The 25,425-nt window shown below is 69.6% G+C and carries 29 protein-coding genes; 6 read left to right on the plus strand and 23 right to left on the minus strand.

Going from position 1 to position 25,425, the window contains the following annotated elements; translation table 11 throughout:
* Window positions 1-91: 91 nt before the first annotated feature.
* Genes flhB through fliQ form a run of 3 tightly spaced genes read right to left on the minus strand, consistent with a single transcriptional unit; the run spans window position 92 to window position 2,205 of the window.
* Window positions 92-1,168, minus strand: coding sequence for a flagellar biosynthesis protein FlhB (gene flhB / locus RTY13_RS08305; protein ID WP_312782583.1), 1,077 nt, complete (start codon window positions 1,166-1,168; stop codon window positions 92-94).
* Window positions 1,161-1,931 (minus strand): flagellar biosynthetic protein FliR, encoded by a 771-nt coding sequence (gene fliR, locus RTY13_RS08310; protein WP_312782585.1) that lies wholly within the window; start codon window positions 1,929-1,931, stop codon window positions 1,161-1,163. The genes flhB and fliR overlap by 8 nt, the downstream gene beginning before the upstream one ends.
* A 7-nt stretch (window positions 1,932-1,938) precedes the next feature.
* A complete protein-coding gene (gene fliQ, locus RTY13_RS08315; RefSeq protein ID WP_199183609.1) occupies window positions 1,939-2,205 on the minus strand; it encodes a flagellar biosynthesis protein FliQ in 267 nt (88 codons plus the stop codon).
* Between the two features lie 335 nt (window positions 2,206-2,540).
* Here fliQ and folE point away from each other — a divergent pair, with 335 nt between their 5' ends.
* On the plus strand, window positions 2,541-3,128 hold the full coding sequence (gene folE, locus RTY13_RS08320; protein ID WP_312782587.1) for a GTP cyclohydrolase I FolE: 588 nt from the start codon (window positions 2,541-2,543) through the stop codon (window positions 3,126-3,128).
* A 9-nt stretch (window positions 3,129-3,137) separates the two neighbouring features.
* Here folE and RTY13_RS08325 read toward each other — a convergent pair whose 3' ends face one another.
* Window positions 3,138-4,946: a M56 family metallopeptidase gene (locus tag RTY13_RS08325; RefSeq protein ID WP_312782589.1), complete on the minus strand. Its 1,809-nt coding sequence runs from the start codon at window positions 4,944-4,946 to the stop codon at window positions 3,138-3,140.
* The gene (locus RTY13_RS08330; RefSeq protein WP_312782591.1) at window positions 4,943-5,335 is read right to left on the minus strand and encodes a BlaI/MecI/CopY family transcriptional regulator; all 393 of its coding nucleotides are present in this window, start codon (window positions 5,333-5,335) and stop codon (window positions 4,943-4,945) included. The genes RTY13_RS08325 and RTY13_RS08330 overlap by 4 nt, the downstream gene beginning before the upstream one ends.
* A 177-nt stretch (window positions 5,336-5,512) precedes the next feature.
* Between RTY13_RS08330 and RTY13_RS08335 the strand changes: the two genes are divergently transcribed.
* Complete coding sequence (locus RTY13_RS08335) at window positions 5,513-6,616, plus strand: acyltransferase (protein ID WP_312782592.1); 1,104 nt, start codon at window positions 5,513-5,515, stop codon at window positions 6,614-6,616.
* 171 nt (window positions 6,617-6,787) lie between these two features.
* On the opposite strand, the gene RTY13_RS08340 is transcribed toward RTY13_RS08335, so the two are convergent.
* The 4 genes from RTY13_RS08340 to flgB form a co-directional block, all read right to left on the minus strand.
* Window positions 6,788-7,165 (minus strand): VOC family protein, encoded by a 378-nt coding sequence (locus tag RTY13_RS08340; protein WP_312782593.1) that lies wholly within the window; start codon window positions 7,163-7,165, stop codon window positions 6,788-6,790.
* A gap of 201 nt (window positions 7,166-7,366) precedes the next feature.
* On the minus strand, window positions 7,367-7,678 hold the full coding sequence (gene fliE, locus RTY13_RS08345) for a flagellar hook-basal body complex protein FliE (RefSeq protein ID WP_312782594.1): 312 nt from the start codon (window positions 7,676-7,678) through the stop codon (window positions 7,367-7,369).
* Between the two features lie 10 nt (window positions 7,679-7,688).
* Window positions 7,689-8,123: a flagellar basal body rod protein FlgC gene (flgC, locus tag RTY13_RS08350; protein WP_312782596.1), complete on the minus strand. Its 435-nt coding sequence runs from the start codon at window positions 8,121-8,123 to the stop codon at window positions 7,689-7,691.
* 13 nt (window positions 8,124-8,136) lie between these two features.
* Window positions 8,137-8,541 (minus strand): flagellar basal body rod protein FlgB, encoded by a 405-nt coding sequence (gene flgB, locus RTY13_RS08355; protein WP_312782598.1) that lies wholly within the window; start codon window positions 8,539-8,541, stop codon window positions 8,137-8,139.
* Between the two features lie 144 nt (window positions 8,542-8,685).
* Between flgB and RTY13_RS08360 the strand changes: the two genes are divergently transcribed.
* The 3 genes from RTY13_RS08360 to RTY13_RS08370 all read left to right on the plus strand — a co-directional run bounded on the left by RTY13_RS08360 (window position 8,686) and on the right by RTY13_RS08370 (window position 10,355).
* Window positions 8,686-8,961 carry a flagellar biosynthetic protein FliO gene (locus RTY13_RS08360; RefSeq protein WP_312782600.1) on the plus strand — a complete coding sequence of 92 codons (276 nt, stop codon included), beginning with the start codon at window positions 8,686-8,688 and terminating at the stop codon, window positions 8,959-8,961.
* Window positions 8,962-9,152: 191 nt separating this feature from the next.
* Window positions 9,153-9,962 (plus strand): flagellar type III secretion system pore protein FliP, encoded by an 810-nt coding sequence (fliP, locus tag RTY13_RS08365; protein ID WP_312782602.1) that lies wholly within the window; start codon window positions 9,153-9,155, stop codon window positions 9,960-9,962.
* Between the two features lie 114 nt (window positions 9,963-10,076).
* A complete protein-coding gene (locus RTY13_RS08370; RefSeq protein ID WP_105564062.1) occupies window positions 10,077-10,355 on the plus strand; it encodes an HU family DNA-binding protein in 279 nt (92 codons plus the stop codon).
* Between the two features lie 53 nt (window positions 10,356-10,408).
* On the opposite strand, the gene RTY13_RS08375 is transcribed toward RTY13_RS08370, so the two are convergent.
* A complete protein-coding gene (locus RTY13_RS08375) occupies window positions 10,409-13,309 on the minus strand; it encodes a hypothetical protein (protein ID WP_312782605.1) in 2,901 nt (966 codons plus the stop codon).
* 171 nt (window positions 13,310-13,480) lie between these two features.
* Here RTY13_RS08375 and RTY13_RS08380 point away from each other — a divergent pair, with 171 nt between their 5' ends.
* A complete protein-coding gene (locus tag RTY13_RS08380; protein WP_312782607.1) occupies window positions 13,481-13,933 on the plus strand; it encodes a DUF983 domain-containing protein in 453 nt (150 codons plus the stop codon).
* Window positions 13,934-14,094: 161 nt separating this feature from the next.
* Here the strand turns inward: RTY13_RS08380 and RTY13_RS08385 are convergent, their stop codons facing one another.
* The 13 genes from RTY13_RS08385 to gspE form a co-directional block, all read right to left on the minus strand.
* Complete coding sequence (locus RTY13_RS08385) at window positions 14,095-16,470, minus strand: TonB-dependent receptor (protein WP_312782609.1); 2,376 nt, start codon at window positions 16,468-16,470, stop codon at window positions 14,095-14,097.
* A 141-nt stretch (window positions 16,471-16,611) separates the two neighbouring features.
* Window positions 16,612-16,938 (minus strand): hypothetical protein, encoded by a 327-nt coding sequence (locus RTY13_RS08390; protein WP_312782611.1) that lies wholly within the window; start codon window positions 16,936-16,938, stop codon window positions 16,612-16,614.
* Window positions 16,883-17,359: a hypothetical protein gene (locus RTY13_RS08395; RefSeq protein WP_312782613.1), complete on the minus strand. Its 477-nt coding sequence runs from the start codon at window positions 17,357-17,359 to the stop codon at window positions 16,883-16,885. The genes RTY13_RS08390 and RTY13_RS08395 overlap by 56 nt, the downstream gene beginning before the upstream one ends.
* Before the next feature lie 112 nt (window positions 17,360-17,471).
* Window positions 17,472-17,888: a helix-turn-helix domain-containing protein gene (locus RTY13_RS08400; RefSeq protein WP_409450296.1), complete on the minus strand. Its 417-nt coding sequence runs from the start codon at window positions 17,886-17,888 to the stop codon at window positions 17,472-17,474.
* A 137-nt stretch (window positions 17,889-18,025) separates the two neighbouring features.
* Entirely contained in the window at window positions 18,026-18,502 is a 477-nt protein-coding gene (gspM, locus tag RTY13_RS08405) for a type II secretion system protein GspM (protein WP_312782616.1), read from the minus strand.
* Window positions 18,502-19,590 carry a type II secretion system protein GspL gene (gene gspL / locus RTY13_RS08410; protein WP_312782618.1) on the minus strand — a complete coding sequence of 363 codons (1,089 nt, stop codon included), beginning with the start codon at window positions 19,588-19,590 and terminating at the stop codon, window positions 18,502-18,504. The genes gspM and gspL overlap by 1 nt, the downstream gene beginning before the upstream one ends.
* Window positions 19,587-20,573, minus strand: a complete 987-nt coding sequence (gspK, locus tag RTY13_RS08415) for a type II secretion system minor pseudopilin GspK (RefSeq protein WP_312782620.1) — start codon at window positions 20,571-20,573, stop codon at window positions 19,587-19,589. The genes gspL and gspK overlap by 4 nt, the downstream gene beginning before the upstream one ends.
* A complete protein-coding gene (gene gspJ / locus RTY13_RS08420; RefSeq protein WP_312782622.1) occupies window positions 20,570-21,172 on the minus strand; it encodes a type II secretion system minor pseudopilin GspJ in 603 nt (200 codons plus the stop codon). The genes gspK and gspJ overlap by 4 nt, the downstream gene beginning before the upstream one ends.
* A complete protein-coding gene (gene gspI / locus RTY13_RS08425) occupies window positions 21,169-21,543 on the minus strand; it encodes a type II secretion system minor pseudopilin GspI (protein WP_312782624.1) in 375 nt (124 codons plus the stop codon). Before gspI ends, gspJ begins: the two co-directional genes overlap by 4 nt.
* A complete protein-coding gene (locus RTY13_RS08430; protein ID WP_312782626.1) occupies window positions 21,536-21,991 on the minus strand; it encodes a GspH/FimT family pseudopilin in 456 nt (151 codons plus the stop codon). Before RTY13_RS08430 ends, gspI begins: the two co-directional genes overlap by 8 nt.
* 175 nt (window positions 21,992-22,166) lie before the next feature.
* Window positions 22,167-22,700, minus strand: a complete 534-nt coding sequence (gene gspG, locus RTY13_RS08435; RefSeq protein WP_312782628.1) for a type II secretion system major pseudopilin GspG — start codon at window positions 22,698-22,700, stop codon at window positions 22,167-22,169.
* Window positions 22,701-22,714: 14 nt separating this feature from the next.
* Window positions 22,715-23,929 (minus strand): type II secretion system inner membrane protein GspF, encoded by a 1,215-nt coding sequence (gene gspF / locus RTY13_RS08440; RefSeq protein ID WP_312782630.1) that lies wholly within the window; start codon window positions 23,927-23,929, stop codon window positions 22,715-22,717.
* The gene (gspE, locus tag RTY13_RS08445) at window positions 23,929-25,425 is read right to left on the minus strand and encodes a type II secretion system ATPase GspE (protein WP_312782633.1); all 1,497 of its coding nucleotides are present in this window, start codon (window positions 25,423-25,425) and stop codon (window positions 23,929-23,931) included. The genes gspF and gspE overlap by 1 nt, the downstream gene beginning before the upstream one ends.

Genomic DNA, 25,425 nt, shown 5'->3' on the forward strand with positions numbered 1-25,425 from the left:
CCGCGCTTGATCAGCCAAAGCGCCCCCACCCGACCTCGGCTACGCCTCGGCCACCCTCCCCATGAAGGGGAGGGAGAATCCTGGCGACCGATCACCGCCGTTTCCGTCCCTGCATGACGAAGCCGATCACCTTGGCCGCCGCCTCGAAGTGTTCGCGCGGGATGACCTCGTCGACATCGACCGTGGCGTAGAGGGCGCGAGCCAGGGGCACGTTCTCGACGATCGGCACGCCGCTCTCCTTGGCCAGCTCGCGGATGCGCAGGGCCACCGCGTCCACGCCCTTGGCGACGCAGATCGGGGCGCCGTCGCCCTGATCGGGCTCATAGCGCAGGGCCACCGAATAGTGGGTCGGGTTGGTGACGATGACGGTGGCGGTCGGCACGGCCTGCATCATGCGCTGACGGCTGCGCTGCATGCGGATCTGACGCAGCTTGCCCTTCACATGGGGGTCGCCTTCGGTCTGCTTGTAGTCTTCCTTGGTCTCTTCCTTGGTCATCCGCATCCGCTTGGCGAAGCGGAACTTCTGCCAGATGAAGTCGGCGCCGGCGGTGAAGCCCAGGAAGATCAGGGCGGCGATCATCAGCGATCCCGCCAGATCGCGCGCGAAGGGCAGGATCATGGCGGGGCTCATGGCGGCCAGGTTCTCGAACTCGCGCGTGTGCGGCTTCAGCACCCACCAGCAGACGGCGCCGATGGCGATCAGCTTGAGAAAGGTCTTGATGAACTGGACGATGCCGTCCGGGCCGAAGATGCGCTTGAAGCCCGACAGCGGGCTGACCGCCGACCACTTGGGCTTGATCTTCTCGGCGGTGAACAGGAAGCCCGACTGGGCCAGGTTGCCCCCCACCCCGCCGATGACGACCGCCAGCATCAGGGCCGCCAGAAAGGGCGTCACGGCCCAGACGGCGCGCATGCCGATCTCGATCCCGGCGCCGGCCTCCAGCCCGCCGATCATGGCGTGGGGCTCGGCCAGGAAGGGCAGCATGTCCTCGGCCATCTGCTGCGAGAAATAGCCGCCCCCGATCAGCAGGACCGCGACCGCCCCGGCCAGGGACATGGCCGCCGCCACGTCCGGCGACTTGGCGACGTCGCCCTTTTTTCGGGCCTCCTCAAGCTTTCGCGGGGTGGCCTCTTCGGTTTTCGACTCGGGATCGGCGCCTTCAGCCAAGGCTCCCTCCCGTGAACACCCGCGCCAGGGCGCGATAGCGGTCGATGAAGATGGTCCCCATCACGCCCAGACTCAGCGCGAAGATCGACAGGCCCAGAAGGACGCTGAGCGGGGCGGCGGCGAAATAGACCTGAAACGCCGGCATGACCCGCGCGATCAGGCCCGAGGCCAGGTTGAAGATCAGGGCGAAGACCAGGACCGGCGCCGACAGCTGGACCCCCAGCATGAAGCTCTGGCCCAGGGTCTTGACGGCCAAGGCGGCGAAATCGGAGGCGATCATCGGCTTGGCCGGAGAAATGGCCTCGTAGGACCCCAGGATGCCGGCGATGAAGAGGTGATGGGTGTTGGTGGCGAAGATCAGGGTCACGCCCAGCAACATCAGGAAGGCCGACAGGGTCGAGCCGGGCGAGGCCTGCAGCGGATTGGCGGTCTGGGCGAAACCGAGCGTCGTCTGCTGCGAGATGATCTCGCCCGCCGTGACCAGGGCCGTCATGAAGCTGCGCAGGATGACGCCGATGGCCAGGCCGGTCAGAACCTCGCGGATGATCCAGCCCACCATGCCGCCCAGGGTCGGCGGCAGGGCCGGCAGGGTCCCGGCCACCAGCGGCCACATGACCAGCGACAGCAGCAGGGCCAGCGACAGGCGCACGCGCGGCGGCACATAGGATTCACCAATGCCGGGAATGGTCATCAGGATCGCGCCGATGCGCGCGAAGATCAGCCCGCCGGCCCAGATCTGTTCGGCGGTGGCGTAGGACTCCACGTGCGGCCTACATGCCGGCGATGCGGGCGGCGATCTCGCGCATGAAGCCGCCCAGCAGCGCGCCCATCAGCGGCAGGAACAGCAGCAGGGAGACGAAGATGGCGATGATCTTGGGCGCATAGATCAGGGTCTGTTCCTGAATCTGCGTCAGGGCCTGAAACAGGCCGATGACCACACCGACCACCAGGCCGACCACGAGCACGGGGGCGCACAGCTGGATCGTCAGCCAGATGGCGTCACGGCCAATATCCAGAACTTCCGCGCCGCTCATCACCACTCCCGGGAACTGGGCAGAAAATGCCGACAGGATGGTTAACAGGGCGTTTACCTCGAGCGATAGGCGCGCACTCCCCTCCTCCGTCATCCTCCGGCGAGCGGAGCGAGACCGGGGGACCTAGCGGCGCCGAAGGCGATCTTCTCACGCCGCGCTCGGGACAGGGTCGCGCTCACGCGCGCCGCTGGGTCCCCCGGTCTGCGCCGCTGCGCGGCTTGCCGGAGGATGACGGCGAAGGGAAGATCGCCCGCTGTCCGCCGCGGCGCACGGTCCGTTTCGCCCCATCGTCCATCTACGGCTGGATTGATCGGCCCGTCCGGCTATATGGACAAGCCATGACCGACCACGCGCACAAACCCTCCGTCTCGCAGGCCGAAGCCGAAGCCGCCGTTCGCACCCTGATCCAGTGGGCGGGCGACAATCCCGACCGCGAGGGCCTGCTGGAAACGCCCAAGCGCGTGGCCAAGTCCTATCGCGAGCTGTTCCAGGGCTATGAAGTCGAGCCGCGCGAGTATCTGGAAAAGACCTTCGAGGAGGTCGGCGGCTACGACGAACTGGTGGTTCTGAAGAACATCCGCTTCGTCAGCTTCTGCGAACACCACATGCTGCCGGTCGTCGGCGTGGCCCACGTCGGCTATCTGCCCACCGACCGGGTCGTCGGCATCTCCAAGCTGGCCCGCGTGGTGCGCGGCTTCGCCCGTCGCCTGCAGATCCAGGAAAAGATGACCTCGGAAATCGCCCACGCCATCCAGGACGTGCTGCGCCCCCACGGCGTCGGCGTGGTCATCGAGGCCGAGCACAGCTGCATGACCATGCGGGGCGTCGACGTCCCCGGCGCCAGCCTGTCCACCAGCTGCCTGCTGGGCACCGTCCGCGAAGACCCCCGCACCCGCGAGGAGTTCCTGCGGCTGGTGCGGGGCTAGAAACCCGGTTCAGAAAGCCGGCCGCAGGATCAGCTCCGGCCTCATCCTCATGGCCTGCCGCTGGGACCCCGGCGCCAGACGCAGGGTCGTAGGCTCCGACACATAGGCCAGCCGCCCGTCCGCGCCCCGGATTTCCGCCTTCAGCTCATAGGCGCGGCCCGGCATCCGCGAAGGGAAGAAGCGGTCGTCCAGGTCGAGGAAGACCTGGCTGGGCAGGCCGTAGGCGCTCAGGACCGGCGCCTCCATCACCTTTGACAGGCCCTCGCCCTCGCCTTCGCCGACCAGCGACACCTTCAGAACGTCGCCGCCTCCGAGGATGAAGGGGCGGTTGTCGCCCTGGCGGATATCGACGGCTAGCCGGGTCCTGCTGGCGGGCGTGTCTGGGCTGCGGACCGCAGCCGCTTCGCGCGGCTTCACCTGAACACGGATCGAACCGTCGCCCTGCTGATCGGTTTGCTCCACCTGGTCGCCCTTGAGCGACGCCAGTCCCACGCCGTCCGGCAGCCGCGCGCCGTTGACATAGACGGGCGGCGAAGCCGTCAACGGGACGATGAAGTCGAGCGACGCCCCGCCGACAGCCTCCGCCGTTTGAACATCGACCCTGTCGGCGGCCAGCGCCCAGTAGGGGAAGCCCGCCGCCACCGGAACGCCGTTGATCATCAGCTTCGGCGACTCGCCGAGTTTCACCGTCTTGGGCGCTTGCGCCGCCTGAAGCGCCTCGGAAGCCAGCGGCGCAGACGCCGGAGCCATGGTCGAGGTCGCCATGATCGCGACTGGCGGCGCCTCCACGAGAACCGGCGCCGACGAGGCCTGTCGCTGGCTGGCGAGGGCGGCGGTTCCCAGGCCGCTCAGGGCCAGGAGCGCCAGGCCCGCGCCCCAGGCCGTCAGGCGGGCCCGCGCGCCCGCAGCGGACGGAGGCGTCAGAATGGATTGCAGGCGACGCATGGCTCGGCTCCTTGGATTTCCAGTGAAGGTCAGGGCAGGCGTAGGCGAAGGGTCTAGGTGCGAGCCCAGGGCTTCGATCAGGGCCTGGGCATAGGCGCGGCGCGTCTCGGCGGTCTGGCCGCTCAGGGCCAGGGCGTCGCACGCCTCCTCCCGTGCGGCGGCGCGACGCGCGCGGACGAAGGGCAGGACCGGGTTGAAGGCCAAAAGCGCGAGAAGAACCTCCTCTCGCCAGACTGTGCGATGGTCGCCGCGTTTCAGGTGCGCCAGTTCGTGAGCGATGACGGCGCGGGCCACGGGCGCGTTCGACGCTTCGGCCAGGCGCGCCGGCAGGATCAGCACGGGCCGCGCCAGTCCGGTCAGCCAGGCCTCCGTCCCGCTGGCGCAGACCCGCACCTGGGGCGCGGCCACACCCATGCGCCGGGCCGTGATCGTCACCGCCTGCAGCGTCGAGGAAGACGCCGGGACAGCGCTGGCGCACAGCCGCTTCACCCGCCGCGCGCGCCGCGCCAGAACGACCAGGCGGGCCAGGGTCAGCAGCAGGGCTGCCGTCAGAACAATCAGGGCCGCGTGACCGCCGTCGAGATTGAACCCCTCGGCGGCCGGGGCGATTTCCACGAGGTCGAACGCCGTCGCCGTGGCCTCGGCCGTCGATGCGGTCATGACCGGAGCGGGCTGCACCGGCGCGGGCGTCAGCAGGAGCAGGGCCGTGACGAGCGGCGGCAGGACCGGCAGAAACAGGGCCGCGTCCCAGAGGCGCTCTCTCAGCCCAGCGTCGCCGCAGGCGCGCTCCAGCCCCGACGCACCCAGCCACCCCAGGGCCGCAACCCCGACCGAGGCCGCCAGGGACAGGCCCAGCAGTTCGACGGGGGTCATGCCTGGCCCTCCGGCTCGCTCGGTGCGTCCGTCTTCAGCGCCGCTTCGAGGGCCGCGATATCCTCGGCATCGAGAATCTGGCTGCCCGAGAAGGCTGCGACCGGCAGGGCGCCGTCGATTTCCAACAGAGCCCCCAGGCGGCGCATCAGCACGCCGATCACGGCCACCTTGGGCTGGGTCGTCGAATAGACCGCCATGCCGTGCACGTCGCGCCGCCCCAGCAGCTTCTTGGCCCGCATCCGTTCCAACACGGTGCGCGTGGTGGACGAGGTCCAGCCCTGCTCGACGCCGATGCGGTCCTGCACCTCGCGCGCGGACAGGTCGCCGTCGCGCCAGAAGCACTTCAGGATGCTCAGCTCGGCGTCGCTGGGGGCGGAGGGTTGCGACATGACGGCCTCGAAAAGATTTGATGTCGCAAGTACGCTACAATTGTCACCAATGCGCGTCAACTACACCAACCCTTGTTCTTCAATCGGACCGGCCCCCTTCTTGCGTTGTCCTTCCTGAAGGGAGCCTTCGTCATGGGCTGGACTGCGTTTTCGTCTCACAATGAGCCACCGCCGATCATGCGCGGCGGATGGCTGGACGCGCTGCGTTTCATCGTGGCGTCGCTGATCATCCTGCACCATTTCCAGGCCTCGGCGCCCCACGCCCTGGCCGAGGCGGTGCATCCGGTGTTCGAGCGGGGCGGCTTCCTGCTGACCAACTTCTTCCTGATCGACAGCGGCTATGTGCTGATGCGGGTTTACGCCTCATCGGTCGCAAGCGGGCGGATGTCGAAGACGGACTTCTTCCTGAAGCGCTCGCTGCGGGTGTTTCCGGCCCATCTGATCATGCTGGGCCTGCTGGTGGCCATGGTGCTGCTGGGGACGGCCATCGGCCTGCCGCCGACCCACCCCGAGTGGTTCGCCTGGGACCAGTTGCCGGCGCAGGTGGCGCTGGTGCAGTCGTTCGGCGTGCATGGCGGTCTGGGCTGGAACGCGCCCAGCTGGTCGATCTCGGCCCTGCTGGGCTGCTATCTCGCCTTCCCCTGGGTGCTGCGCGGGCTGACGCGGGTCGGGCCGTGGATGGCGCTGGGGCTGGTGGTCATCGGCTATCTGGCGGCCAATGAGCTGTGCTGGGCCATCCTGAAATATCCCGTCTATCAGATGCCTCTGGCGCTCGGCATATGGCGCGCCCTGCCCCTGTTCGTCCTAGGCATGGGACTGGCCTGGTTCGCCCAGGGCGTCTGGATCAACCCGCGTCTGGCGGGCTGGGCCCTGCTGCTGGCCTCCGCAGCGCTGGCCGTGGTGCAGTATTTCGACAAGCACGCCCTGATCTCGCTGACCCTCATCTCCATCATCATCCTGGCGGCGGGGGCCGTGCCGGTGAACAAGCCGTCGAAGCTGGTCGAGCAGGCGGCGGTCGTCTCCTTCGCCATGTTCATCTCGAACGAGGTGGTCCGCATCGGCTGGTTCGGCCTGGCCGAGGCCACGGCCAACAAGCTGAACCTGGGCGAGACGGCGCGCTGGGCGCTGTGGTTCATGGGCGTGGGCGCGGCCTTCGTCTTCGCCTTCCTGTTCCACTACGGCGTCGACAATCCGATCCAGAAACGCATCCGCGCCTGGCTGAAGAAGCGCGGACACGCCCGGGCGGTGATCGAGGAGCCAGTGGTCTCGCTGGAGGGCTGAAGTTGATCCTCCCTTGTCGCGAAGCGACGGGGGAGGGGGACCGCCGAAGGCGGTGGAGGGGGCGAGCGTCGCGCGCCATCCTCTAGTCTTTCAGAGTCGGTCCTGCCTCGCCCCCTCCACCATGCTGCGCATGGTCCCCCTCCCCCGCTTCGCAAGGGAGGATCGCCCATTTCACCCCGTCGAGCCGACCAGATGCAGGATGTTGCCGTCAGGGTCCTTGAACCAGGCCAGACGCAGCGAGCCGCAGACATGGATGTCGCCCTGACGGCCCATGTCGTCATAATGCTCGAACGCCACCCCCTTGGCTTTCAGCCCCGCCACGATGTCGTCCAGTTCGACGCCGACGTCCCAGGTCACGGCATTGGCCTGATTGGTCCCGGCGAAGTCGGATTTATAGACCGTCAGCCAGGTCGAGCCGGTGCGATAGCCCAGCATCCCCTCGTTCGAGGTGTCGGCCAGATTCAGCTCCAGTACGTCGGAATAGAAGGCCTTGGCGCGATCCAGATCCTTCACCGCCACGATGGCCGAGGAGTTCTTGTTCTTGAGCATGGGGTCTCTCCGTGATGCGGAGAGAACCACTGAGGGCGGGGTTCGATCCGAACGCCCTCTCCTGCCGTCATCCCGGACGGAGCGCAGCGACGATCCGGGACCCAGACGTTTCAGCAAGAACCGGCGAGGACTGCAGATGCACGACCGCCTGGGTCCCGGGTTCCGCTGCGCGGCCCCGGGATGACGGAAGGGGCGGCGCCGTCAGATCGGCATCCGCATGATTTCCTGATAGGCCGAGATGACCTGGTCGCGCACCGCCATGACGGTTTCCAGCGAGGCCTCGGCGGAGGAGACGGCGGTGACGACGTCGATCAGGCTGCCCTGGCCCTGAACCATCTGGGCCATCTGGGTTTCGGCGCCGCGCGTTTGCTGCGCCGTCGAGTTCATCACGCCTTGCAGCAGTTCCGAGAAACCCGGTCCCTGCGCCGCCGAGGCCGCGCTGGGGGGCGTGGCGGTCGGCATGGCCCCGCCCTGAACCGCTGCATAGGCCTTGGCCGCCATCATGGGGTTCATGGCCTAGCCCCTATTTCTTGATGATGTCGAGGGTGCGGGACTCCATGTTCCGCGCCGTCTCGATGACGTTCAGGTTGGCCTCATAGGCCCGCTGCGCCTCGCGCATGTCCATGGCCTCGACCAGGGTGTCGACGTTGGGCCGCTGGACGTAGCCCTCGGCGTTGGCCGCGGGGTGCGAGGGGTCGTATTCCATGCGGAAGGGGCTCTGGTCCGGGCGGACCTCGGCCAGGACCACGCCGGTGGCGCCGTCGACCTTGCGCGCCTGAAACACGGGGGTCTGGCGGCGATAGGGCTCGCCGCCCGCGACCGTGGCCGTCGACTGGGCGTTGGCGATGTTCTCGGCGATGATGCGCATGCGCGACTGCTGCGCCTTCAGGGCGCCGGCGGCGACGCCCATGGCGGTGTTGCGCGGGGTGACGGGTCGGCCGTTGACGGAATCAGGCATGGCTCAGCCTCCTTCAGGCGCCGGGCTTGCGGGCGGCCATGCGGATCATCTGCATGGACTTCTGGTAGAAGCCGATGGCGGCGTCATAGGCCATGCGGCTTTCGGCCATCTTGAGCATCTGCTCCTCGACCACGACCGAGTTGCCGTCCAGCGTGGTCTCCGAATCCGGCGCGTTCAGCGACTCGAAGCGGGCGGTCTGTCCCGCCGGCGAGATGTGGCGGGCGTTGGTGGCGACCATCTTCAGACCGCCGCCGGTGCGCATCGCCTCGGCGAAGTCGGTCGGCGCCTTCAGGTCTCGGGCCATGAAGCCGGGTGTGTCGGAGTTGGCGACGTTCTGGGCGATCACGCGCTGACGATCGTCGAGCCATCCGAGACGGCCCTTGATCTGGTTCAGCAGCGGAATGTCGGTGACGGACACGAAGGACCCTCGAACGATGGACCGGCAGAATTTGCCGCCTGCATGGTTAATATTCCGTGTTTCTAAACGCCGCGTTAACCACGAGCCGCGAAACGTGCGGGCGAAGCGGGGCACTTGTGCGCACCGTTGGGGCCTCGAAACCGCATGAATTTCCTCGACCTGTTCCGGGCGGTGTTCGGCCTGGCGATCACCCTGGGCCTGATCGGCCTGGCCGCCTGGGCGGCGCGTCGCTATGCGCCCCAGGTGCTGGCCAGGTTCCAGGCCGAGCGCGGCGCGCGCCGGCTGCAGGTCCTTGAGACCCTGGTGCTGGACCCGGCCCGGCGTCTGGTCCTGGTGCGGGTGGACGCCGAGGAGCGGCTGATCCTTCTGGGCGAAGGGCGCGAACTGATCGAACCGCGTGGTCAGGGAGAAGTGAAATGAGCTGCTGTAACGCTTCTCAACATCAAGAAGCCCCCCCCCTCGAGGGGGGAGGGTTGGGTGGGGGTGTTCGCACCGGTTCCGCCGATCAGGCGCCGGTGACGGCGACGGTCGCGCCTCCCGCGCGCATGCGTCTCGCCTCGCGCGCGCACCCCCATCCCCGACCCTTCCCCCCTCGAGGGGGAAGGGAGAGCGTGTTCGCCCTGCCCTCACACGCCGAACTGAAGCGCGCTGCCCTGCTGTCGCTGATCACCACCGCCCTGTGTCTGGTCTGGCCCCTGGGGGCGCTGGCGCAGGAAGCGGCCCAGGCGGCCCAGAGCGGATCGGCCATCAATATCGACCTGGGCACCGGCGCGGGCCTGACCCAACGGGTGGTGCAACTGGTCGGGCTGATGACCGTCCTGTCGCTGGCGCCCTCCATCGTCATCATGACCACCAGCTTCGTGCGAATCATCGTGGTGCTTTCCCTGCTCCGCACCGCCCTGGGGATGCAGCAGTCGCCGCCCAACGCCGTGCTGGTGTCCCTGGCCCTGTTCCTGAGCGCCATCGTCATGGCCCCGACCTGGCAGGACGCCTATGATTCGGGCATCCGGCCGCTGATGGATCAGCAGATGGAGCTGCCCCAGGCCTTCGATGCGGCCTCCGAACCGGTGAAGACCTTCATGCTGGCCCAGGTGGATCGCGGCGACCTGGCCCTGTTCACCCGACTGTCGAAAATCGAGCCGCCCCAGGACGTGCAGGAACTGCCCCTGCGGGTGGTCACCCCGGCCTTCATGATCAGTGAATTGAAGAAGGCCTTCACGATCGGATTTCTTCTTTTCGTTCCGTTCCTTGTGATCGATCTGGTGGTCGCCAGCGTGCTCATGTCCATGGGTATGATGATGCTGCCGCCGGTGGTCATTTCCCTGCCGTTCAAGCTGATCTTCTTCGTCCTGGTGGACGGCTGGAGGCTGGTCGCGGGCAGCCTCGTGGAGAGCTTCCAGAGAGCGGCCGGCGGGGGATAAGTCCCCAGCCTCAGGGGCTTTCAGCGTCATGCGGGCTTGCCAAGCTGCGCCAAACGCGTGTTGATCCTCCGGTCTTCGCCCGGGAATCGGGCGACCACCTTTGGGAAAACCCTTATGACCACTCAAGCCGAACTGATCGCCGCCGTCGCCAAGGACGCAGGTGTCTCGCAGGCCGACGCCGGCCGCGTCCTCGACGCGATCGTCAAGAACATCCACAAGAGCCTGGTTTCGGGTTCGGACGTCCGCATCTCGAACCTGGGCGTCTTCGACACCGCCGAGCGCGCCGAGCGCGAAGGCCGCAACCCGGCCACGGGCGCGACCATCAAGATCGCTGCTTCGAAGGCTGTGCGCTTCCGCGTGTCCAAGCCGCTGAAGGACGCCGTCAACGGCTAAGCCTTTCGCCCCCCACGGGGGTCCAGGCGCCTCTCATCGCAGAGGCTGAACCATCAGGCGGCAGCAGGTCTTGCCGCCGCCGGGGGTTGATTTCGGGCGGGGGTCGCAGGGCGGTCCCCGCCCGTTTTCTGTCTGAACTCGGCCTTGGTGGCCGCGATCCAGCCGGCATAGGTGTCGGCCCCGGCGCTGAGGGTGGCGAAGTCCTGCGGCCGGCCTGAACCGTCGGCCCCGTCCAGACCCGCAAGCGCGATACGGATGCCGCCCGGCGAGCGGGCCTTGTCGGCGAAGCCCGAATAGTTGGCCGACAGACGGTTCAGAGCGCCCGCGTCGCGCGCCAGCGAATAGCCGACCCCGGCGCGGATCAGGCGATTCTCCTCGTCCGCCGTCAGCGGGATGACCGTATCGCGATAGCGAGCGCCCAACTGCTGTTCGTAGATCGCCGCCGCCGCGCCCCACTGCTGCTGCTTCCAGAAGATCTCGGCGCGCACGTCGCGACCGGCGGGCGAGGCGTCCTTGCCCAGAACCTCCAGCGCGTGGTCGTAACGACCCAACTCCATCAGGGCGCGGGCCTCCAGCGCCCGGCGCTCGGTGTTCATGGCGGTGGGCAGAAGCGTGGTGCGCGAGCTCCAGAGAGCCTGCAGGGCCTGTTCAGGCTGGCGGTTCATCAGATAGACGGCGGCCAGGTTGGTCGAGACCTGGGCCTTGGCCACGCCGTCCAGGCGGTTGTCGGCCTGATACTTCAGCAACTCGGCCGCCTGATCCAGCAGATCCACGTCGATCAGACGCCGGGCCAGGCGACGCACCATCTCGTCGCCGTCGGCGCCGACCGGGGTGAGTTCGCGGAAGTCGAAGAAGAGGGCGAGCGCCTGAACCGGTTGCAGGCCATCGGCCGCCCCGTCGAGGAAGAGGGCGCGGAAGGCGTTGTCCAGATCGGACTGCAGCTTGTCGCCGCCGGGCAGGACCACGATCTTGCGGCCCGCGGCCTTCAGCGTGGTCAGGGCCTCGCGATAGCGGCCCTGGGACAGATAGAGTTCGCCCAGGCTGCGGATCACGGCCAGTTCGACGCCGTCGCCGCGCCAGCGCCATTTCAGGGCCTCCAGCTGGGCGGCGGCCTGATCGGGCTTCAGCGTCCCCTTGGCCATCTCCAGACGCACCACGCCGAGGCGGGCGGGGGTCGAGATGCCGTCCAGCGGGGCGCGGGCGACGGCCTTGTAGAGGGCCAGGGCCTGGGCCGGCTTCTGCTCCAGCTCGAACAGCCGGGCCTGCACCAGACGGGCGGTCAGCTGGTCCGCCGCTGAAATCCCCGGCTGGCTGAAGACATAGGCCAGCAGCTCGCGCGCGGCGTCCAGATCGCCGGTCTCGACGGCGGCCAGGGCATGGGCCGTGCCGAAGCGGGCGCGCCACTCGGGGGTGAAGTTGTCGACCACGCCCGCGCCGGCGGCGAAGGCCTGACGCGCCGTGGTCCAGTCGCTGCGCTGGGCGGCGATATAGCCCTGCCAGACGCGGGTCGAGGGATCGCCGGCCAGAGCCCCGGACGAGAAGTCGGCCTCGGCCTCGGCGTAGCGGCCGATGGCGGCGCGGGCGGCGCCGCGCAGGCCGCGCACCTCGGCCACGCCCTGCATGGCGGGGGTCTGCCTGACCAGGGCGTTCAGCACCCCGATCGCCTCATAGCCCAGCCCCTGCCCCACCAGGAAACGGGCAAAGGCCAGACGGCCCTCGATGGGGGCGCGCGGGTCCTCGGCGGCGCGACCGCTTTCCAGCTCGGCCGCGACCTGAAGCGCGCGATGGCGGTCGTTGAAGCTGTCGCCGCCCAGGTCGGCCCAGTCGGAAATGATCAGGGCCGGGCGGACGGCGGCGCGCGGCGCGCGGGCCTCGGCGGCGGCGGTCTCCAGCCCGACGGTGGGCGGGGACAGGCGCAGGCCCCTGGGCCGCGACAGGGTGACGATGTCGCCCTCGGCCTTGACGGTCAGGTCGTCGGTCGGGGTCTCGACCGCCAGACCATGGGCGGTGGGCAGCAGGGCCAGGTCGACGGTGCGCCGCCCGGTCCTCAGCCCCTTGCCAGGGGCCAGGGCGGTGACGGCGGCGAAGCGGTCGCCGACCATGGGATCGGTCAGCCAGACGGTCTTGGTCGCCCCGGCCATGCGCGCGGTCAGGGCGGTCTGGACGCTGTCGTCGCGACCGATCTCGACGCCCGTCACACTGGTTGCGGCGCCGCCCAGGGTGACGGTCCAGGCCGCGCCGTCGGCCCGCGCCGAAACGGCCACGCCCTCGGCGGCGGGAATGCGGATGGCGGTGAAGTCGGGGCCGGCGGCCCAGCGCGCCTTGCCCGCCAGGCCGGCCTTGGCGGCGGCGGGCATGTTCATGCGGGCGGCGGCGTCGAACACCACCCAGACCGCATCGCCGCGCCGGAAGACGGCGGCTCCAACAGGGGCGGCCCAGGCGAAGGTCAGGCGGGTCGTCTCGTCCTTGACCTCGGCGGCGACGGGCACGGCGCCGCCGGCGGGCACGACCGAGGGCTTGGCGCCCTCGGGCACGGCGCCGGGCGCATAGAGGTTGAGCCAGACCGCGCCGTCGGCGGCGCCGGAGCGGACGCCCGCCCCCTCGGCCAGGGTCAGGACCAGTTCGGTCGCGCCCTGGACAGCGCGGGTCTCGACCTTGTCGACCCCCTTGGGCGGGTCGACCCTGAGACGACTGACGTCGGGGGCGGCGGTCGTGCCGATGCGGATGATGACGGCTCGGCCGTCCTGGCGCACCCGGGCGCGCGAGCCCACGGCCCCGGCGAATTCCACCTTGGTGAAGCCGGCGTTGGCGCCGACGCGGATCTCGACCGGATCGCCCGAACGCGGCCCTGCGCCCTCGGCGTGCGGGGCCAGGGGCGCGAACACGACGACGCCCGCCGCGGCGGCCGCCACGGTCGTCTTCAGAACACGCTTGCTGGCGGTGGCCCCGGACATACGCGCGCATGCTCGCGCGAAAGGGCTTTAATCACAGTTAACGCCGGTTAAAGAGGCGACGGAAAAACCTTACCGCCTGGGTAGGACAAATCACCCGCTTGCGGCGCGGGCGCGAAAGGCCGACATCGGCGGTATCGACGTTATCGTCACCGTATTTCGTCAGGTGCTGCCGTGTCCGACCCCGTCTATCCGCCCCTCAGCCCGCTGAAGACAGGCATCCGCTGCCGCTGCCCGCGCTGCGGCGAGGGGGCGCTGTTCCAGGGCTATCTGACCATCCGCAAGGCATGCACGAACTGCGGTCTGGACTACGGCTTCGCCGACCCGGCGGACGGCCCGGCCTTCTTCGTCATGTCGGCGGTCGGCGTCGTCGGCATGATCGGCTTCATGATCTTCGAGTTCAACGTCCACCCGCCGGTCTGGGTGCATTTCGTCGTCACCCTGCCGATCCTGGCCCTGATGTGCCTGGGCGTGCTGCGCCCCTTCAAGGGCTGGATGGTGGCCGAGCAGTATTTCCACAAGGCCGAGGAAGCGACCTTCGTCAGCGTCGGCAAGCACGGCGAGGGCTACGGCTGGCGCGGCCAGGCCGAGCGCGCGGCCAGGGACGAGGCGCGCGACAAGGGGTAACGTGTTTCCTTCTCCCCTTGAGGGAGAAGGTGGCCCGTCAGGGCCGGATGAGGGGTGTCAGCACTGAGGTTTGACGTGAGGCGGGGGTGCGAATGTCCTCGCACCCCTCATCCGTCTTGCTCCGCAAGCCACCTTCTCCCTCAAGGGGAGAAGGAAGAAGGTTAGCGCGCCACCCGCAGCGTCACGCCCACCGTGCGCGGCGCGCCGAGGAAGGCGCCGAGCGTGCCCGACTGGAAGGGCGCGCCGAAGGCTACCTGGCGGTAGTCCTGATCGAACAGGTTGCGGCCCCACAGCTCGACGCTCCAGGCCTCATCCTTCGCCAGGGCCACGCGACCATCGACCAGCCAGAAGCCGGGCTGGCTCTTGGCCGGGTCCAGATCCGAGCCGGTGTTGTATTCCGACGAATACTTGGCCGCGAGGGTGATGCGACCGGTCAGGCCCCCACCCACCGGACGCTCATAGGTCCCGGCCAGCGAGCCGCTCCACAGGGGGGCGAAGTTCAGGCGGCGTCCGGCCAGCAAGGGCAGACCGGCGATGGGGTCATGGCCGTATTCGGTCTGGGCGTAGGTCACGCCGCCCTGCACCGACAGGCCCTCGAACGGCAGGACCATGAAGTCCGCCTCGACGCCCTTGGCGCGGACCTGCGGGATCGAACGCACCAGGAAGGTGGTGCCCAGGAAGGTGTTCAGCTGGAAGTCGTCATAGGTCTGGCGGAAGGCGGCGGCGCCGACCAGCAGGCGGCGCTCCAGCAGCACGCTCTTGACCCCGGCCTCCCAGGCGTCGGCGGTTTCGGCGCCAAAGGCGCGCGAGGCGTCGGGCACGCGGTTGGTCTGACCCCGGTCCAGGTTGAAGCCGCCGTTCTTGCGACCGCGCGACCACGAGGCGTAGAGGCGCGTTCCTTCGCTGGCCTTGAACTCGGCGCGGGCCAGGCCGGTCCAGGCCTCGTCCTTGACCGTCTCGGAAGATCTCAGGCCGTTGAAGGCCGGGTTGGACCAGGGCAGGCACAGGGTGCCGTTGACCACGCCCCGCGCCAGGGCGGCGGCGCAGGCGCGGCCGTCGTCGGTGTTTTCATAGGCCGCGCTCATGTCCTTGGTCTCATGGGTGCGGCGCAGACCCCCGGTCAGGGTCAGGCGATCAGTGACGGCGTAGGAGGCCTGCGCGAACAGGGCCGCGCTCTGCGTCGTCTGCCAGTAGCGGTCCTTCTGGCCTTCGCCCTCGACGAAGCTCTGGCCGACGGCCAGACCGGTCAGGGTCGAGACGTAGTTGGGATCGCCCAGCGGATTGGCGCTGGTGCGCGACAGCAGGCGACTGACGTAACCCTCGTAGTCGGCCCCGTAGAAGAGGCTGTCGCGACGGGTCAGCTTTTCGTCCGACAGGAAGAGCCCCGCCGACCAGTCCAGCCGGTCGCGGCGGCCCGACAGGCGAACCTCCTGCGTCAGGGTGCGGAAGCGGTTGGACCAGCTGCCGTCATCGGGGCGATAGGCCAGGTCGGCCGAGGTGAAGTCCCAGTCCTGGCTGATGACGCCGCGCCAGTCCCGCACCGCCGTGGTGCTGTCCAGCTTCGCCCACCCGAGGTCGGCGGTCAGGTGCAGGGCCAGGCCCTTGTCGCGGATGCGGGTGTTGGTGTCGCGGTTGGAATAGGCCACCCGCGCCCAGGGGTTGGGCGTGGCCGCCACCCCGCCGTCGGGCGCAAAGGTGGCCAGAAGCGGCGCCGTGCCGCCGGTCACAAGCTGCACGCCGACGCAGCAGCGCTCGTCACGCTCGGTCCAGTCGGCGGTCAGGCGGGCGGTCAGGTCGGGCGTGGCGCGCCACAGCAGCTGGCCGCGCACGGTGTCGTAGTGCTCGTTCTGATCATCGGTTTCGGTGCGCGGGCCGTCGCCCGTCTTGACGTCATAGAGGCCGTCGCGGCGGCGCGCGGCCACATAGAGCCGCCCGGCCAGAACCTCGTCCACGATCGGGCCGGTCAGGGAGACCGAGCCGCCTTGCGTCCCGTAGTCGCCGAAGGTCGCCTCGCCCGCCATCCGGGGCGTGAAGGACGGGGCGGCGGTGACGACGTTGATCACGCCGGCCGAGGTGTTCTTGCCGAACAGGGTGGCCTGCGGCCCCTTCAAGACCTCGATGCGTTCGACCTCGCCGAGGTCGCCCAGGGCCACGCCGTTCCGCGGGCGATAGACCCCGTCGATCATGACGCCGACCGAGCTTTCCAGCCCCGGATTGTCGCCCACCGTGCCGACGCCGCGAATGCGGGCGGTGGTGAAGGTCTGGTTCGAGGTCGAGGCCACGATCAGGCCCGGCGTCAGGATCTGCAGATCCTTGATGTCGCGCACGCCGACGTCGTTCAGCAGGGGCTGGGCCGCAACCGTCAGCGACAGGGGCGTGGCCGCCAGCGGGGCCTCGCGCCGCTGGGCCGTCACCACGATCTCGGACACCTGGGTCGGCCCCTCGGTCGCCGCGTCCTCCGCGAAGGCAGGCGCGGCGAAAACGAGCAGGGGCAAGGCGACGGACGCGAGATACGCGGCGCGGACAGGGAAGTTCATGAAAGGAGAAACCGCTTTGCGGAGCGACGGCGCACGGCCTTTGTCGCGGACAGAAGCCGCGCTCTAGCAGTCGGTTCCGGCCGTTGAAAGCCTTACCTTAGGTCAGCAATCGGTGACTTTTCGTCAGCCCACGATGACTTTTCAGGCCCGACCGGCCAAGGGACCGGAGGCCTGAGGCGCGAAGCTGACCTCGACCCGACTGCCGTGTCGGCCAATGTCGTTGCGCACCGCGCCTCCGACCCGGCATAGGCCGCCTAGGTCGTCCGCGGCTCCGGCTTCATGCGCCGCGATCAACTCCAGAAGCCGCTCGGCCTCGGCCAGCGAGGCTGGCTTCTGGTCCAGCAGCCAGGTTTCGAGCGCGTCCAGATCGACCGACAGTCCGCCCGCGCGGACAACGCTGTCGACCTTGCGGCTAGTCCACTGACGCAGCAGCGCGCGCGCCGCCCCTATGGTCCATTCCTGCGCCATCACGTCCCTCCCGGGCGAAGCGCCGGGCGAACGACGCCTCCCAGACCCCGACGAAGACGCATAGGCTGTCCAGCGCCCAGATCGCCCAGTTCACGCTGATCACGGCCCATTCCAGCCGCTGCCAGGCGAAGAAGGGCGCCAGATAGGCGACCACGGCGATGAACTGGAACCCGGCCAGGGCGACGATCCACCACCGCCCGCCGCGCTCGGCCAGAGCCCAGAACGCAAGGAACAGCAGGACGTCCAGAACGGCGGCCCAGATCATCAGGCCGGGCACGTGCAGCAGTTGCAACAGGCTGGTCACCGCGACCACGGCGACCAGAGCCAGGGTCGCAGCGCGATCGATCCATTCCCCTCGCCACAGGATCAGGCCCAACCCGAGCAGGTTGGCGCTCAGCAGGAAGATGTGAAAGGGGTGCACGGCTAGGTATCAATCCGCGCATGACGGACGCCCGCCCTTGGCGAATGCTCCGGCCTGCGCCGAGCGCCTCTGGTTTCGGATCGGCATCGCCGGCGAGCCTCCTGCGTGAACATCACCGCAGGCGCTGGACGGACTCGAGAACGGGATTGGCGAGGCTGGCGCCGACCGCGGCGATCACGAGCCAGGTCAGAGACCAGCCAAGGATCAGCCACAGCAGGGAGCCCCCCAGCTTCCTGGGTCGGCGCCATCCATCCAGCGCGACATACCGCTCATAGAGCGAACGCCCCGCCTTCCCGCCCCCAAGCGCCGTCGAAGGCGCCGCAGAGACTGGCTCCATTGGCGCAACCGGAGCCGCGGCGGATAGGGGGATTGATCCCCCTGAGTAGTTTTCACTCAGTCGGCGCGCAGCCTGTAACCGGTCGGAAACGCCCAGCTTTTCATAGGCGCGATGCAGATGGTTCTGCACAGTGCGGGGCGACAGGTTCAACTGCTGCGCGATCTCCTTGTCGCCCAGGCGTTGGCCCGCCAACTGGACGACTTCCAGTTCACGCTGCGTCAGTCTGGGAACTGCGGATTTCTGTGACACCCTCTAGGGTTAACGAATGAAGGCGGGTGGCGTCCAGAGTGTAAATCTCCACCCGTCCGCCTGTCGTTTTGGCGCCACGCCTAACCGCCGATGCGCCCGCTGGCGTCCAGGCTGGCGTCGGCGTTCTCGATGACTGTGAGACCCCGAGTTTCCACCCCATACTCAGCCTTCAGCGCCGCCAGCCAGCCGAACAGGGCCGCCGAAGTCACGCCCGAGGCGTCGAAACCGATCGCCCCCGCCTCGTCCGCCGTCAGCGCGACAGTCAGGCCCGCCGCCTCGGCCGCCGCGCGCGCCGCCTGCTCGACGTCGGCCAGGGGCATGGGCGTCGCGGCCTTTGCCGGCGTCCGCGCGGCCAGACCGGCCTCAATGCGGGTCAGGCTGGCGCTCGCCTCGACCCGTCGTTCCGCCGCCGCCTCGCGCCAGGCGAAGGCGGGGCGCACGATCAGCAGCCAGATCAGGACCGCGGCGATCAGCAGCCCCATGACCGCCAGCATTCGCTGCTCACGCACCGAGCGCCCGCCCCACCACAGGCCGATCGACTGGATCATCGCGTTCATCAGGCGCCTCCCACGCGGACTTCCGAGACGACCTTGCCCTGGTCGTCGACGGTGCTTTCATCGGTCAGCGACATGCCATGCTCCGCCATGGCCTGCTGCAGGGCGTCGAGGTCCTGATAGGCGGCGTAGGTGACAGTGGCGCGCACGCCGTTCTCGTCGGCGGTCAGACTGTCAAGCTCCGCGCCCTCGACGCTCTCGACAGCGGCGAACAGGGCGGCGGCCGCCGCCGTCGCTCCGCCTGGCGGCGGGGCCGTGGTCAGGCGACGCGTCGCCTCGGCGATGGCGTCAGCGTTCGCTTCGATGTCGGGGAAGGCCCGACGCGCGGCGGCCTCGGCGCGATGCTCGGCGTCGCGGGCGCGCCACTCGTCATGCCCGGCGGCGGCGAGGGTCAGGATCAGCGGCGAGACGACCAGGGCCGCCGCCAGCGCCCCCGCCCGCTTCCAGCCGCGCCGGTCGGCCTCGACGCGCCGTCGCGCCCCGGCCAAAAGGTTGATCGGCGGATTAAGGGCGGCGGCGGCCAGCAGGCGCTCGATCTCGTCGGCGCGGCCGATGCGGTCCAGCACGCGCCCGGCGGCCACGGCCTCGGCCAGATCGGGCTGAACGCTGAGCGCCAGCTCGCGCCCGCGCAGGGCCAGGTCGGCGCCGAAGACGGCGGCCGACAGCGCCCCCTCCTCCGTCGGTTCCGGCAGGATCAGGCTGTCGGGGATCATGACGTCGGCCCTCAGGCCGAGGCTCGACAGATAGTCGCCCCAGGCCTGCAGCAGCGAATGGCTGACCACTGCGACCAGCCGCCGCTCTCCCGCCGAACCCAGCGCCGCCCGCAACCGCTCGGCGGGCGCGGCCAGGTCGTCGCGCAGCAGATGCAGGGCCGCCGCCGCGACCTGGGCCGGACTGCCGGACGGCAGCTCCAGCCAGCGGATCAGGACGTCGGCGCCGGGAACCACCGCCACCGTGCGCATCGGCTCGGGCGCGGGTCCACCCAGTTCCACGACGCCGCGCGTCAGCACGCTCCCTTGCGCATCCAGCGTCAGGCAGGACGCCGGCAGGGCCGCCGAGGGCGGGATCAGGATCAGTCGGATGCGGCTCATTCGTCCAGGGTCCAGCGTTGGATGACGGTGCGCGCGGGACCGGCCGGGGGCAGCTCGATCAGGGCGGTGCGGACGGCGCGGCTTCCGCCGAACTCCACGTCCACGCGCAGGTTGAAGAAACGGGTCAGGACCGTCAGCTGGTCCTGCACCGTGGTCGGCAATGGAACAGCCGCCATCGGCCCCTGCATCAGGAAGGCGTTGGCGTCGCTCCAGCCGCTGGCGGGCCGGGCGGCGATGGCGGCGCGGGCCGAGGCCAGGCTCAGCTTGCCGTCCGCCAGCATGACCAGCAGCGGCGCCTGGTCCTGCCTCAGCGTATTGGGATTGATCGGCGACAGGTCCGTGGTCGGCAGGGCGCAGAGGTAGGGTCGCAAAGCGGCATAGGTCGCGGCGTCCACGCCCTTGACCGCGCGCAGCTCGCTGACCTCGGCCAGCAGGGTCCCGGCGGTGCGATAGGGTTGACTCTGCCCGGCGTAGGCGGCGTCCTCGCCGCCTTGCGCGCGCGGCGTCGCATCCGTGTCGATCCAGTCGATCAGGGCGTCGGCGATGGTCCGCATCCGCCTCTCGGGCAGGTTCAGGGCCCGCCCCAGAGCCACGAACTGCTGGATGCCCAGCGGCCGGGCGACATAGACCTCCAGCTGGCCCTCGACCACGCTGTTGAGGTTGAAACAAACCTGACCGTCGGTCAGTCGAGCGGTGATCGAGCCGTCCTCGACCGGGAAGGTCAGCACGCGGCCGTTCCAGTCCGGCTGGATCGGCGTCTTCACGGGATCAAGATCGCGCAGGCGGTCGATCTGACGCCGCGCCAAGGCCTCCGCCCCGGCCGCGTACCACTGGGCCTGGCTCTGGGTTTCCGCATTCATGGTCCGGCGAACCGAAAAGCGGATGTCGTCCAGCACCAGCACCGCCACCGCCGCCATCACCGCGACCAGCAGCAGGACGGTCAGCAGGGCCATGCCCTCGCGGTCCTTCAAGCGCGCCTTCATCGCCCGCCCCCGACGACGAACAGCTGGCGCACCGGGCCGTAACCCTCCAGCGTCAGGTCCAGACGCACCGCGTCCGGCAGGGGCCGATCCGGCGAGGGAACGAAGCGCGGGGTCTCGGCGCCCGCGCTGATGAAGGTCAGCATCGGAGCGCTAACGCCTTGATAGAGGACCTGCGGCGGGCCGGGCCGGGCGCCGTCCAGATAGGGATAGACCCGCCGTTCCAGCCGGTCCTCGACCAGCCGGTATTCGACGCGTTGCAGCGAGGCGCGCGGGCGCCCGTCCGGGTTGCTCCACCCGGCGCGGACCAGGACCAGCAGCGGATCGCCCGGCGCCTCGGCGGCCAGGATGGGCGAGGTCGCGGGCTGGCCGTTGGCGGCGCGCACCCGGCGCGGCGCGGCCTGGCCCAGATCGGCGCGCAGGGTCGCGCGCAAGCGCTGCAGCTCGGCGGTGCGGTCGGTCGCGGCCTTGACCACGAAGCGGTTGTCGATGCTCTGGCTCAGCACCAGCACCCCCGCCGCCGCCAGCAGGGCGAAGATCGCCAACGCGATCATCACCTCGATCAGGGTGAAGCCGCTTCTTGCCGTCGGTCGCCGCGTCATGACCCGACCGCCCGGAACAGGACGCGCTCGGCCGCCTGCCCCTCGTCGTCGGAGACGCGGATGTCGATGCGCAGGATGTCGGGATCGTCGGTCGCCGTGACCGCGCGGGTCCAGCGCCAGTCACGACCGGCCAGCGGCTGCGCGCCGTCGCTGTCGCCGGGCGGCGGGGTGGGCTGGGCGGTCATGGCCTCGACCGCCAGGTTCTCGGCCACGATGCCGCCCAGGGTCCGCGTCTCGGCGCGCGCCGCAGAGCGGGTGTTCTCGCCGCCGAGGTTCAGCAGGGCGAGCGCCGCGAGGCTGAACACCGCCAGCGCCACCAGAAGCTCGATCAGGGTGAAGCCGGCCCGACTCTTTCTCGCTCCTTCAGCCATCGACCCGCACCTCGCCCGCCGCGTCGACGGCGACGGTCACGGCGCGGGGGCCGCGCGACAGGGTCAGGCGGGCCGCGTCGGTCACGCCCGTCGGGTCGAAGACGACGCGCAGGGACGCATCGGCGGACTGGCCCTCGGGGCGAGCGGCGGTGTCCTCGGCCCAGCGTTCCTCGCCGAACGGGCCGTCCGTCAGGGGCGACCACTGCACGCCGTCGAAGCTGGAAAAGGCGTAGCCCTCAGGTGTCGCCTCGACCGCCACGACGCGATTGGTCAGCAGGGCCTCCTCGCGCGCCCGCACCAGCCGCGCGGCGAAGCGTTCGGCCTCGTCGCCAACAGGCGGGCGCGGGTCGGGCACCGCCAGAACCACCGCCGAGGCCGCCAGCCCCATGATGGCGACCACCATCAGAAGTTCCACGAGCGTGAAGCCGGAGCGTGGGCGCTGAACCATGCCTGCCCCCTTCCCGTTGGCGGAGGGGGGAAGGGTCGGGGATGGGGGTGTGTGCGCCGCGTGGCGAGGCTCGGACGCATGGGACGCGACGCCTCCCGTGCCTCGATCATGACCCCGCCTGCCTGCACCCCCTCCCGACCCTCCCCCCTCGAGGGGAAGGGCTTTGGCGGACGCTTCAGCCCTGCCAGTTGCCGATGTCCGCATCATTCCCCTCGCCCCCTTCCTTGCCGTCGGCGCCGAAGGAGAAGACGTCGAACTGGCCGCCGTGAGCGGAGGGGCGGCGGTACTGGTAGGCGTTGCCCCAGGGATCTTCCGGCAGACGGCGGATATAGCCGCCCTCGCGGTAGCGTTCCGGGCGGGCCAGACCGGCGGGCGGCGAGGTCAGAGCCTGCAAGCCGCTCTGCGTGTCGGGGAAGGTGAGATTGTCGAGGCGATAGGTCTCGATCGCCTGTTCCAGCGTCGAGATGTCGGCCCGCGCCTTGCCGATCATGGCCTTGTCCTGGGTCGGCAGGACGTTGATCGCCACCACCGTCGCCAGCAGGCCGATGATGACGATGACGACCATAAGCTCCACGAGCGTAAAGCCCTGCCGGGCTTTGCGCTGTAGAGCGCTATCGCGAGCGACGCGGTCGCTCGCTGCTTGAGCGCAGACACAGGCGCTGCCGGTTGCGACGGGCTCGGCGGAATGTTGCGGCTTGATTTCGGTCATGGCGGGTTCCGTTCTCACCCCATCGCCAGGGTGTTGATCTGAAGGATGGGCAGAAGGATCGACAGGACGATCAGGGCGACCACGCCGCCCATGACGACGATGATCGCGGGCTCGAGGAAACTGAGCATGACGGCGGTGAAGGCGCTGAACTCGCGCTCCAGATAGTCGGCGGCGCGCTCCATCATCGGCTCCAGCCGACCGCTGGCCTCGCCGGACGCCGTCATGTGGACGAGGATGGGCGGGAAGACGTCGGCGCGGCGCATGGCGGCCGACAGGCCCCCGCCCTCGCGCACGGCCTCGGCCATCATCTCGGTCGAGGCGCGCAGGGCGCGGTTAGAGACGGTGCGGGCGGTGATGGTCAGGCCTTCCAGCACCGGCAGGCCCGCCGCGATCATGGTCGACAGGGTGCGGGCCATGCGCGCCCCGTGCAGGTCGCGGATCAGCCGTCCGACGACGGGCAGGCGCAGCATCCGGCGATCCACCGCCAGCCGGAAGCCCGGGTTCCTCATCCCCACGACGAAGCCGCCGATCCCGCCCGCCAGCAGCAGGGCGATCAGCCAACCCCAGTTTCGCATCAGGCCCGAGACCCCGATCACCGCCCGCGTCAGCAGGGGCAGGGTCTGGTTCATGCTGTCGAACTGGTCGACCACCTTGGGCACGACGAAGACCATCAGGGCCGTCACCACCCCGAGCGCCACCAGGGCCAGGACCGCGGGATAGACCAGGGCCGTGATCACCTTGCCGCGCACCTGCTGGTCGCGCTCCAGCCCCTCGGCCAGACGCTCCAGAATAGGGCCGAGCGCGCCGGACGCCTCGCCCGCCGCCACAGTGGCGCGATAGAGGGGCGGAAAGGCCGCACCCTGCCGGGCCATGGCCTCGGACAGGCGCTGGCCTTCGACCACGCCCGCATGGACCCCCGACAGGACGACGCGCACGTCGGGCCGTTCAGCCTGAAGCATCAAGGTGCGCAGGGCCTCGTCCACCGGGGCGACGGTGATCAGGGTGGCCAGCTGGCGCGTGGTCAAAGCCAGGGTCCGCGACGATAGCTTGCGGCTGCGACGCGGCGTCTTCTCACTCGCGGCGGCGGCGCCCGAGGCGCGGTTGAGCGACAGAGGCATCAGACGGCGACGGGCCAGCGCCGTCTTCGCCGCCGCCTCGTCCGGCGCGGTCAGCACGCCCGCGACGGTGCGGCCCGCGACGTCCACGGCGCTGTAGTCGAAGGCGGGCATCAGGCCGCGCTTTCCGAAAGGGGATGGGCTTCAGGCGTTTCCTGACGCGTCACGCGCACCGCCTCCTCGACCGAGGTCACGCCCGCCAGCACCAGGGCCCGCGCCCGGTCCGACAGGGTTCCGCCCTGCGGGAAGGCGGCGGCGATCAGAGCCTCTTCGTCCGCCTCGGCGGCGATCAGACGGCGGACCCTGTCGTCGATCTTCAGCGTCTCATAAACGCCGACGCGGCCGACATAGCCGGTGTGGTTGCACGATCCGCAGCCCTGAGCGCGCCAGACGGTTGCGCCCTCGCTCACGCCGCACAGGCGCGCGGTGGCGGCGTCGGCGGCTTCGGACTGACGGCACCCGCCGCACAGGCGGCGCACCAGCCGCTGGGCCACGATCAGCCGCAGGGTCGAGGCCAGAAGAAAGGGCTCCACACCCATGTCGCGCAGGCGCGTCACGGCCCCGGCGGCGTCGTTGGTGTGGACGGTGGACAGGACCAGGTGGCCGGTCAGCGAGGCCTGAACCGCGACGCTGGCCGTCTCCACGTCGCGGATCTCACCGACCATGACCACGTCCGGGTCCTGACGCAGGATGGCGCGCAGGCCCGCCGCGAAGGTCATGCCGACCTTGGGGTTGACCTGGGTCTGGCCAACGCCGTCGATGGCGTATTCGACCGGGTCCTCGACCGTCAGGATGTTGCGGGTCGCGTCGTTGAGCAGTGACAGACCGGCATAGAGGCTGGTCGTCTTGCCCGATCCGGTCGGGCCGGTGACGAGGATGATGCCGTTGGGCTCGCGCAGAGCCGTGCGGAAGGCGTCATGCGCGTCCGCGTCCATGCCCAGCTGATCCAGGGACAGGCCCGCCTGATCCTTGTCCAGAATCCGCAGCACCACCCGCTCGCCCGCCCGCGACGGCAGGGTCGAGACGCGCACGTCCAACGTCTTGCCGCCCAGCGCCAGAGGGATGCGACCGTCCTGCGGTACGCGCTTCTCGGCGATGTCGAGCCGGGCCATGACCTTGATGCGCGACACCAGCAGGGGCGTGATGCGCGGGTTCAGGCTCAAGGCTTCACGCAGGACGCCGTCGACCCGCATCCGCACGATCAGGGCGCTCTCATAAGGCTCCAGGTGGATGTCCGAGGCGCCCGCGCGCACGGCCTCGGCGATGACGCCGTTGATCATGCGGATGACCGGGGCGTCGTCGGCGGAATCCAGCAGGTCGGCGGCGGCGGGCAGGTCCTCGATCAGACCGTCGAGGCCCGACGGCATGTCCATCGGCTCATCCGCGCTCAGGTCGCCCGCATAGACGTCGGACAGGCGGCGGTCGAACTCGGCCTGATCCATCGACTGGACCTGCAGGGGCCGCCCCAGGGCCCGGCGCGTCTCGATCAGGGCCAGGGGGTCGGCGCCGTCGCGCAGGCCCACCACGGCGATGTCGCCCGCGTCCAGCAGGATGACGCCGTTCCGCTTGGCGAAGCCATAGGGCAACGTCGGATTGACCAGGGTGATCAT

The organism is Brevundimonas sp. (assembly GCF_032055285.1).
Lineage (GTDB): Bacteria > Pseudomonadota > Alphaproteobacteria > Caulobacterales > Caulobacteraceae > Brevundimonas.